6 protein-coding genes and 1 pseudogene are annotated in these 10,354 nt (G+C 45.7%); all 7 read left to right on the top strand.

The annotated features are described in order from the left end of the window. Positions 1–229: 229 nt before the first annotated feature. Positions 230–718: pseudogene (locus B5F18_RS13000) on the top strand (O-acetyl-ADP-ribose deacetylase); the annotation flags it as partial. Positions 719–1,343: 625 nt separating this feature from the next. Beyond that, positions 1,344–4,490, top strand: coding sequence for a UvrD-helicase domain-containing protein (locus B5F18_RS10300; RefSeq protein WP_087157571.1), 3,147 nt, complete (start codon positions 1,344–1,346; stop codon positions 4,488–4,490). A 12-nt stretch (positions 4,491–4,502) separates the two neighbouring features. Further along, entirely contained in the window at positions 4,503–6,749 is a 2,247-nt protein-coding gene (gene recQ / locus B5F18_RS10295) for a DNA helicase RecQ (protein ID WP_087157570.1), read from the top strand. A gap of 87 nt (positions 6,750–6,836) precedes the next feature. Next, positions 6,837–8,465, top strand: coding sequence for an HsdM family class I SAM-dependent methyltransferase (locus B5F18_RS10290; RefSeq protein WP_087157569.1), 1,629 nt, complete (start codon positions 6,837–6,839; stop codon positions 8,463–8,465). Next, positions 8,452–9,549: a DNA cytosine methyltransferase gene (locus B5F18_RS10285; RefSeq protein ID WP_087157568.1), complete on the top strand. Its 1,098-nt coding sequence runs from the start codon at positions 8,452–8,454 to the stop codon at positions 9,547–9,549. The genes B5F18_RS10290 and B5F18_RS10285 overlap by 14 nt, the downstream gene beginning before the upstream one ends. A gap of 1 nt (position 9,550) precedes the next feature. Beyond that, positions 9,551–9,685, top strand: coding sequence for a hypothetical protein (locus B5F18_RS12840; protein ID WP_275532831.1), 135 nt, complete (start codon positions 9,551–9,553; stop codon positions 9,683–9,685). Further along, positions 9,646–10,302 (top strand): AAA family ATPase, encoded by a 657-nt coding sequence (locus tag B5F18_RS10280; RefSeq protein ID WP_330394160.1) that lies wholly within the window; start codon positions 9,646–9,648, stop codon positions 10,300–10,302. The genes B5F18_RS12840 and B5F18_RS10280 overlap by 40 nt, the downstream gene beginning before the upstream one ends. Positions 10,303–10,354: the final 52 nt, after the last annotated feature.

The raw sequence follows: 10,354 nt of genomic DNA, 5'->3' as shown, positions 1-10,354 counted from the left end.
AAAAATCTATAAATCATATCTAAGGGCGGATGGGACAGCTTGATATGTCTCATCCGCAAGGAAATATACAAGTCAGAAACAATTCATGCCGATTCGGCGAGATCACAACGATGAAAACAGAGGGATTCTATATAAAATGGGAAGATACTTGGAGGGTTCCCGGCAAATTGACTTTTGAAAAAATATGAATTATCATAAATTTTATAATCAAAGAAGAGGAGGGACTCTCATGGCATTTCACATTATTTTAGGTGATATCACAAAGATGGGAACAACTGCGATTGTCAATGCAGCCAACTGTTCTTTGCTCGGAGGAGGCGGCGTGGACGGTGCCATCCATAGGGCAGCCGGACCGGAACTTTTAAAGGAATGCAGAACATTGGGCGGCTGCAGGACCGGGGAGGCGAAGATGACAAAAGGATACGATCTTCCTGCCCAATATGTCATCCACACTCCAGGTCCCATCTGGCGGGGAGGAACACATGGAGAAAGAGAGCTTTTGGAGTCTTCCTATCGAAATTGCCTTTTGCTGGCAAGGCAGTTTGGGATCCGGGATGTGGCGTTTCCGTCTATCAGCACAGGGGTGTATGGATATCCTTTGGAGAAAGCCGCGCTTGTGGCGGTGAGAGTGATTTATGAATTTGCGGATATGGATGTCACAATGGTCTGCTTTGACGCCAGGACAAAGGCAGCTTATGAGGAGGCAGATGAAAAATATCGGAAACAATATTTCTGCGATGATGAAACAGAGTACGTGATAATCGAATATGAAAATCTTCCCATGAGGGATGCGTTTAAAAATGAACGGCTGGCGAGAAAACTGGAGGAAATCCTTGAAGGGAAAAAGGAGTGGATAGCAAAATTTTTGGCAGCTCCGTCGACCTTTCGGCAATTTTACTTTTTGGGAGGAAGAACAGAAATTTCTGAAGAAGAGTGCAGAGAAATCCAGAATGCAATGAAAGAGGAAGATGCAATTGCTCCATGCAGGATGGAAGAAGTATATCCGTATCTGAGAAAAGAAACCTGGAAAGCGCACATCCCGGATATCAGTTACACAAAGGTGAGTATTGACTGTGGGGATGGATGTTCTTTTAACTTAAAGAAGATCATAAAAACAGACAAAGACATGCTCTTTTTTCCGGAGACAGGAGAAACGAACCTGGATTTTGAAACAGTGGACGGGGAGTACGTCCTACGGATTCCTGTAAAGAATCGTGTGATGGAGCAGAAAATTTTGAAAAGCATTCTTCTTGACGGAGAAGTGCAGTTGCCGCGTTTTGGCATTCAAGTGCCGGAAAAAGCGGGGGAAAAGGGAAACGAAAGATAAGAAAAGAGGACTAAGGATGTATATTGCGGATTTACATATTCATTCCCGGTATTCAAGGGCGACGAGCAGGGACTGTACGCCTCAATATCTGGATTTGTGGGCGAGGAAGAAAGGAATCCATCTTGTCGGGACCGGAGATTTTACGCATCCGGCGTGGAGAGAAGAATTAAAAGAAAAACTGGAACCTTCGGAGGATGGGCTGTATGTGTTGAAAAAAGAGTACCGCATTTTAGACGAAAATGTGAGTGATTCCATGATACCGAGATTTGTCGTCACTGGGGAGATCAGTTCTATTTACAAAAAGAACGGACGGGTGCGCAAAGTGCACAGCCTGATTTTGCTGCCGGGACTTGAAGAGGCGGAGCTCGTTTCAAGAAAACTGGAGACCATTGGAAATATCCATTCAGACGGACGGCCGATCCTTGGGCTGGACTGTAAAGATTTGTTGGAGATTCTGTTGAAATTATGTCCGGACGCTGTCTACGTGCCGGCGCACATCTGGACTCCGCATTTTTCTTTGTTTGGAGCATTTTCCGGATTTGACACAGTGGAGGAATGTTTTGAGGATCTGTCGCCCTATATTCATGCCGTAGAGACCGGGCTTTCCTCGGATCCTCCCATGAACTGGAGGGTATCCGCGCTGGATAAGTTTCAGCTTATCTCCAACTCGGATGCGCATTCTCCGGCAAAACTTGGGAGGGAGGCCAATCTTCTGGACATCGAATTGTCCTATGAGGGATTGAAGACTGCCATCCAGACGGGAAAGGGACTTTATGGAACCATTGAATTTTTCCCGGAAGAAGGGAAATACCATATGGACGGTCACCGAAAATGCAACCTTTGTCTGACTCCCCTTGAGACAATGCAGTACGGCGGGATCTGTCCGGTATGTAAACGGAAACTGACGATCGGTGTTTCCCACCGGGTGGAGGAGCTTTCTGACAGAGCGGAAGGATATCAAAGACAAGGCGCCAAACCATTTGAAAATCTGGTCCCTCTGCCGGAGGTGATTGCTGCGTCTATCGGAGTGTCTGCTGCAAGTGTAAAAGTTCAAAGACAATATGAAAATATGATCAAAAATCTGGGACCGGAATTTGAAATTTTAAGGACCATGCCTCTCGAAGATATTAGAAACGTATCCGGCCGGTTGATTTCTGAGGGAATCGGACGCCTCAGAGAGGGAAAGGTGGAACGGCTCCCGGGATTTGACGGAGAGTACGGAACAATCCGGCTTTTTTCTATGTCCGAGATTGAGAATCCGGACGGGCAGATGGATTTTTTTCAGCTTTTACATGTTCAAGAGGAAAAAGGAAACTATGGAACACCAAAAAAGCAACCAATGCCAAAGAAAAAAGAAGAAACAACAGTGAAAAAGCAAGCGCAGACAGAGATGTTAAATGAGAAACAGAAGGAGGCTGTGCGCTGTCAAAAGAGGAGGATTGCGGTTATTGCAGGACCTGGATGCGGGAAGACAAAGACATTGATCTCCCATATCAGTGATCTTATCAACACCAGAAAAGTAAAATCTTCCCAGATCACAGCAGTCACGTTTACCAATCAGGCGGCAGGAGAACTGAAGGAACGTCTTGCAAAACTGTGTGGAGGAAAAGCAAAACTTCGCAGCCTGAAAGTGGGGACGTTTCATGCCATCTGTCTGGAGTTTTTGAAAAGTCTTGGACGTGAATTTGCTCTTTTGGATGAAGAGCAGGCGCTCTGTATTGCACAGGAGGTGTTGGCAGAGGAGAAAGGAAAGAAAAAGGGACGAGAATTTTTAAGAGAACTGTCTTTGAAAAAAGCGGGAGTGGAAAAAGAGTGGACAAAAGAGTTTTTGGACGCATATGACCGTTATCAGAATAAACTGGAGGAAGAGGGACTTTTAGATTATGATGATCTTTTGATCAAGACATTGGAGGCAGTGAGGGAAGGCGCCATGGACGAGACGTGGCGAAAGCATTTTAACTATCTTTGTGTGGATGAGTTTCAGGATATGAATCCTGTGCAGTATGAGCTTGTGAAACTGTGGAATGAAAAAGGAAGAGAACTGTTTGTCATCGGAGATAAGGATCAGGCAATTTATGGATTCCGGGGATCAAACGCAGCATGTTTTGATTGGTTAAAGAAAGAGTTTGAAGATCTGGAAGTGTTAAAACTTGAGAAAAATTACCGCTCCACACCGGAAATTTTAAGTGCAGCTTTGCACGTAATCTCCAATAACTCTGGAGAAGAGAGAACTCTTGAGGCAAATGAAAAGAGCGGAGAAAAGGTGCGGATCGTGAAGGCCAAAAGCTCCATGGCTGAGGCGATTTTTATCGCAAAGGAGATCAACCGCCTGGCAGGTGGTATCGGTATGCTGGAGGCGCAGAAGGTGCGGGAGTCAGGTCAGGAGAAAAAAGAGAGAGGATTTGATGAGATTGCCGTGTTGTACCGCACGCACAGACAGGCACAGATGCTGGAACAGTGCCTTGGACAGGAAGGGATTCCTTGCGTTGTCGCAGGGCGGGAAGATTTTTTGAAAGAAGAGTCTGTGAGCGGAAGTATCCATTTTTTTGACTGCCTGGAGGACAAAGAAAATATACATGCAAAGGAAATGTGTCAAAAACAGTTGTTTCATCTGGAGAAAAATGAACTGTTTGAAGAAGTATTTGCTCGTTTGTGGGAAAGATTCCACGAGGAATATAGAAAAAAGAAACCACAGAAGTTTTTAAAACTTTGGATGGAAGAGATGAATCTTACCGAGGATCCGTCCATGCAAAGACTTTTCGAAATGGCGGTTTTCTATGAAAGTATGCCAAAGTTTTTGGAAGGTTTGAAATTGGGAGTGGAAAGCGACCTGAAACGATGTCAGGGAAAGGCATATGAATCGGGAGCAGTCACGCTTATGACCTTACATGGAGCAAAGGGGCTGGAATTTCCGGTTGTATTTGTTTGTGGGCTGCAAAAGGGAATCCTTCCTTTGGAACATGGAAAATTTGCTGTGGATGAAGAGGAGGAGAGACGCCTTTTCTATGTAGGCATGACAAGGGCCAGTGAGGAGCTGATTTTGACTTGCCAAGGGGAAGAGTCTGCCTTTTTGCTGGAATTGCCGGAAGAGGTAATCGTGAAGGAAGAGGCTGATAAGAAAAAGAAACAGGAAGATATGCACCAGATGAGTTTGTTTGAATAAGGAGAGTACACTGTGGATAAATATCAAATTCTAACCTCATATTTTGGATATCGCAATTTTAGAGAGGGTCAGGAGGAAATCATCGAAAAGCTTGTATCTGGGCAGGATGTCCTTGCCATCATGCCGACAGGGGCCGGAAAGTCTTTGTGTTATCAGGTTCCGGCGTTGATGATGGATGGAATCACGATTGTTGTCTCCCCTTTGATTTCCCTTATGATGGACCAGGTCAAGGCGCTCAATGAGATCGGCGTCCATGCAGCGTTTATCAACAGTGCGCTCACGGAAGGGCAGATCGCCAAAGCGCTTTCCTATGCAAAAGAAGGGCGCTATAAGCTGATCTATGTGGCACCGGAACGGCTGGAGAGCGAGGGATTTATGGATTTTGCCGTGAATACGCCTATTTCAATGGTCACTGTGGATGAGGCGCACTGTATTTCCCAGTGGGGGCAGGATTTCAGGCCAAGTTACCAAAGAATCGTCACATTTATCCAGGCGCTGCCCAAAAGGCCAATTGTCGCGGCATTTACGGCCACTGCGACGAAACGGGTCAAGGAGGATATTCTTTGTGTGCTGGGGCTTGTGAATCCGTATGTGATGGTGAAAGGGTTTGACCGTGCCAATCTTTACTTTGAGGTGCAGAGGACAAAGAAAAAGACGGGGCGGGTCCGGGAATATATCAAAGCCCATGAAGACGAGAGCGGAATTGTCTATTGTGCTACGAGACGGAATGTGGACGAGCTGTATACGATTCTGAATGAAGATGGCATCTCGGTGACCCGGTACCATGCAGGTCTTTCAAGTCAGGAGCGGAAACAGAACCAGGAGGACTTTGTTTTTGACAGAACGAAGATCATGATTGCCACGAATGCGTTTGGTATGGGGATCGACAAGCCGAACGTAAGGTTTGTCCTGCACTACAATATGCCGCAGAGCATGGAGAATTATTATCAGGAGGCAGGAAGGGCCGGGAGGGATGGAGAGCCGGCAGAATGTATTCTCTTTTATTCTCCTCAGGATGTGGTGATCAACCAGTTCCTTTTGGAGAGCAAAGAAGAAAGAGCGGAGTATACAAAGGAAGAGCAGATGCTGATCGTAAGCCAGGATCAGGAGAGGCTTCGAAAAATGACGTTCTACTGCACAACGAGACAGTGCCTTCGAAGATATATTTTAAATTACTTTGGAGAAACTGCGCCGATGGAATGTAAAAACTGCTCCAACTGTCTGGAGGAATTTGAGTGGGTGGATGCCACAAGCATTGCAAAGGCGATTGTCAACTGTGTGAAAAAGACAGGACAAAGATATGGGATCAATGTCATTACGGGGACGCTTAGAGGGGAAAACACGGCCAAACTTCGCGCTTACCGGATGAATGAATATGAGGAATATGGAAAATACAATGAAATGTCCGTACGCTTTTTAAAAGATATCGTGAATACACTGATCGAGAGAGGGATGCTTGCCATCACAAACGATAAATATGCGCTATTAAAGCTGACAAAAAAGTCCGGGGAGTTTTTGCTTTCTGATGAAACATTTGAAATTGCATATCGGGAGGACGAAGAGATAAAAGGAAAGGTGAAGGGAAATAAAAAGATTTCCGACAACCTCAATTCCAAAGGCATGGAATTGTTTGAACAGCTGCGAAGTCTCCGGCTTCAGGTTGCAAAAGAGAGAGGAATTCCGCCATACCTTGTGGCAGCGGATCGGACGTTGTATGAAATGTGTGTCAGATTGCCGTTTACCAAACAGGAGATGATGGCAGTGTATGGCATGGGTGAGCGAAAGTATGAACAGTATGGGGAGCGTTTTGTGGAGCACATCCGTATGTTCACATCAGGGAAAAAGGAAGTATTGTATTTTCAGGGCGCGGATCTGGAGTTTCAGGAACCTTCTATTGTTCCTTCCGGTGGAAGAAAGCGGGAGTTTGTTCTGACAAAGGAGATGGAAGAAGAGATTCCATTTGAATTGGAGCTGAGTATCAGCGATTTTGTGGGGAGACTCAACGAGAAGAGGGATGAGCGGATCATGAAACGTCTTACGATCAAAAAAGTGGAGGAAAAGCTGCTGGATGAGCATTACCTGGAGTGGGGATTCCTTGACGGATACAGAAAAAAACTTGTCTCACAAAAAGGGAGAGAGGCCGGGATTTTTGGAAAAGAGAAGATCAGCCAGAGGGGAAACAGCTATGAGGTGCTCTGGTGCGGCGAAGACGGACAGAAACTGATCGCAGAAAGGCTTAAGGAATGGTGCAAGGAATAGAGAAGAACATACATTCGTGGAAATCTTGCAATCCGTTCTGTTTTGTTATATGCTAGAACAAGAACAAAAACGAAGGAAAAGCAGGAAATGGCAGAACAATTTATCAATCATATTGCAGATATTGTGGCGCACCATTTGCGCGCGCAATATACAGTAGAAGAGTATGCAAAGATTCAGGCGGAGATCCAAAAAATCGTCCGTTTGTCAAAAAAACCATTGAAAGATCAAAGGCAGACATATAGTTATAAGGAGCTGGACCGCCTTCTTTCCGGGATCAATGAAAAGCAAAAGATTCGGAAGGTGAGAGGAGTCTACTATACGCCTGAGGATGTGGTGCGGTTTATTTTGAAGAACAGTGCCCTCCTTCTGTACAAAAAAGCGTACGGGATAGGAGTGCTGGACGAGAGGGAAAAGCAGGAGTTTGCATGTAAAAAGACGGTTTTTGATCCTACATGCGGAACCGGGGAGTTTCTTGTGGCTGCGCTTAAATTAAAATTTGAGTGTGCAAAAAAAACGGATGAAGAGATGAGCAGGGAAGAGATTCGCTCGATCGTAAAGACCGTGTTTGGAAATGATATCAATGAGGAATCTGTGGTGATTTTGAAACTGCGGATTTTTCTTTTCCTTTTGGAAAAGTTTGGGATTGACAAGCTTGCAGGGATTTCCGGATATTTGAACCGGCAGTTTTGGACATATGATTATCTTTGTGAATACGAAAAGATCAAAAAGAAATTTGATCTGATCATCGGGAACCCGCCGTATGTGGAGGACAAAAAAGCCAAGACAGCTGCAAAAAAAAGATACGGAAACATTTATGCAAATGTACTGATCCACTCAGGCCTTCAGCTGAAAAGAAATGGAGTGATGGGATATATCATCCCCCTCTCTTACAGCGCAACGCCGAGGATGAAGGAGCTTAGGAGAGATCTTTTAGAGACCATGGGGGTGCAGTGGCTGTTCCATTTCTCAGACAGACCGGACTGCCTTTTTACATCCGTACACCAGAAACTGACGGTTCTTATTGCAAAAAAGAGCAAAAAGGCGCGAAAGGAAATCTATACAAGCAATTACCAGTACTGGTACAAAGCACAAAGAGAGCAGTTGTTTGAAAACCTCAAACTGTTCCGAAATGACTGGGTGGAGGAGCGGTTTATCCCAAAACTGGGGAATGAGACAGAAGAGTGTATTTACCGCAAAATCGCAGGATGCGGGACCTCGTTTGCCAAGTTAGTGAAGAAGGACGAGCAGTATCCGGTATATGTAAATCTCAGGGCTGCGTTTTGGATGAAAGCGTTTTTATCTCCTCACACAGGCGGGGATTACAGGATGTATGGTTTTTCAGGCCGGGCATGGCAGATGTATGCCATGTGTCTTTTGAATTCTTCTCTTTTTTGGTGGTTTTGGGTGTGCGTCTCGGATTGCTGGCATATTACGGCAAAGGAATTTGAGATGTTCAAAGTACCGCCTATATTTGACGAGAAGACAGTGGAAAAACTTGCCGAAAGTCTGGAGACGAGACTGGAGGAGACAAAGGTACACATTGGGAGTAAGCAGACAGAGTATGAATACAAGCACAAATCCTGCTTGGAGGAGATCGACCGGATCGATGCATACATTGGGAACCTTTTTGGACTTACAGAAAAAGAGCAGGGATACATTTCGCAGTTTGCGAGGAAATACAGGGTAAGCAAAGGAGCAGAAGATGAGACTGATTGATTTATTTGCCGGGTGCGGAGGCCTATCTCTTGGGTTTGAGAGGGATGGACATGAAGTGTGTAAGGCAGTGGAGTTTGATCCTTTGATTGCCGCAACTTACGAGAAAAATCATTCGAGGGTGCAGGTGATCGTGGATGATATAAAAAATGTTGCAAGGAGCGGTATCTTCCATGAGGGGGAGGCGGACGTCATCATCGGTGGACCTCCGTGTCAGGGATTTTCCATGGCAGGGGCAAGGATCCGGGGCGGATTTATGGATGATCCGAGGAATTATCTGTTCCGGCATTATTTTGAGATCGTGAGGACCGTGCGGCCAAAGATGTTTATCATGGAAAATGTAAAAGGGATCACGACGATGAAAAAAGGGGAAATTTTTCAGGAGATCCAAAGGATTTTTGCGGACAGGGAATTGATGGGAGGAAGAGCGTACCATATCTACAGCAGGCTTATAAAAGCAGTGGAGTTTGGAATCCCGCAAAAGAGGGAGCGGATGCTGATCATTGGATTTTTGGAAAAAGAGATTCCTTTTGAGGAAAAGTGGCAGGAGGCAAAGGAGAAGACGGAAGAAAGGTATCCCGGATTTTTTGAACCGGTCACAGTCAGGGAGGCGATCGGGAATTTGGGGGAACCGACAAAAGATGGGATCATTGCAAACCCAAATCCTGGGACTCCATATCAGGAGTGGCTCTCCTGCGGAAATGAGTTTCTTACAAACCACACAAAGACCAATCATTCTGCGCTGGCGATCGAGCGTATGAGCCAGGTGGCGCCCGGGGAGAATTACACGGTTTTGGACGAAGAGATCAAATCCGTACACAGCGGCTCCTACGGAAGGCTTGAGTGGGACGCCCCTGCAGCAACGATCACAACAAGGTTTGACACGCCGGCGGGAGGAAGGTTCATCCATCCGATCAGCAATCGGACGCTGACGCCAAGAGAAGCAGCCAGGATTCAGAGCTTTCCGGATGATTTTGTATTTTACGGAAACCGGACATCAATCTGTAAACAGATAGGAAATGCGGTGCCGCCCAAGATTTCCTATTTTCTTTCTGTCTTTGCAGGGCAGATTTTAGAGGAGTGGTAAGATGAATGAAGTATTGGAACAGAAAGCAGAGTGGACAAGCCTTACAACAGGATCGTTTTTGGCGCTCCGGGAACAGGAAAAAGCTATCGGCTCAAAGTGGATGCAAAAGTGTTTGGAGAGCATATGGAGAGAGTGACCTTTCACCCGAACTATTCCTATGCTCAGTTTGTGGGAACCTACAAACCAGTGATGCAAAGAGACGGTGAGATTGCATACCAGTATGTGCCGGGGCCGTTTATCCGCATGTATGTAAGAGCTTGGAAACAAAAGGAAGTCCCGCATCTTCTCCTTATCGAGGAGATCAACCGGGCGGCCGTGGCAGCTGTGTTTGGAGAGATGTTCCAGCTTTTGGACAGGGAGAACGGAGTGAGCACCTACGCTGTACATACGAGCGAGGACGTAAGAGAATATCTGGCGCGTCAGTTTTTTGGAAAGCCGTATGTTTCCTGTGATGAGAAAGAAAAAGTACATTGTGAAGAGATGAGACTGCCGGACAACCTTTACATATGGGCAACCATGAACAGCGCGGATCAGGGTGTCCAGCCAATGGACACTGCTTTCAAAAGAAGGTGGGATTTTGAATACATTGGAATTGACAAGGAAGAAGAAAAGGCGGATTTTGAAATACCTCTTGGGACTAAGGAAGGTATGTATCTTGTTTCGTGGAATGAACTGCGCAGGAAAATCAACCAAAAGCTTTCCGACGAGTGCAGGATCAATGAGGATAAATTGCTTGGCCCATCAAACAGTTGATACAGCGTCAAAAAATAGAACGTATGATGAAAGTACATAAGGAAATGCGAGG

It is taken from the genome of Lachnoclostridium sp. An181 (assembly GCF_002160325.1).
Taxonomy (GTDB): domain Bacteria; phylum Bacillota; class Clostridia; order Lachnospirales; family Lachnospiraceae; genus An181.
Note: the sequence above shows the minus strand (reverse complement) of the source record. Positions and strands in the feature narration are given on the sequence as shown.

Coding starts and splice junctions, on each gene's coding strand:
- B5F18_RS10300 (WP_087157571.1), top strand. CDS start 1,344: ATGTATATTGCGGATTTACATATTCATTCCCGGTATTCAAGGGCGACG.
- B5F18_RS10290 (WP_087157569.1), top strand. CDS start 6,837: ATGGCAGAACAATTTATCAATCATATTGCAGATATTGTGGCGCACCAT.
- B5F18_RS10285 (WP_087157568.1), top strand. CDS start 8,452: ATGAGACTGATTGATTTATTTGCCGGGTGCGGAGGCCTATCTCTTGGG.
- B5F18_RS12840 (WP_275532831.1), top strand. CDS start 9,551: ATGAATGAAGTATTGGAACAGAAAGCAGAGTGGACAAGCCTTACAACA.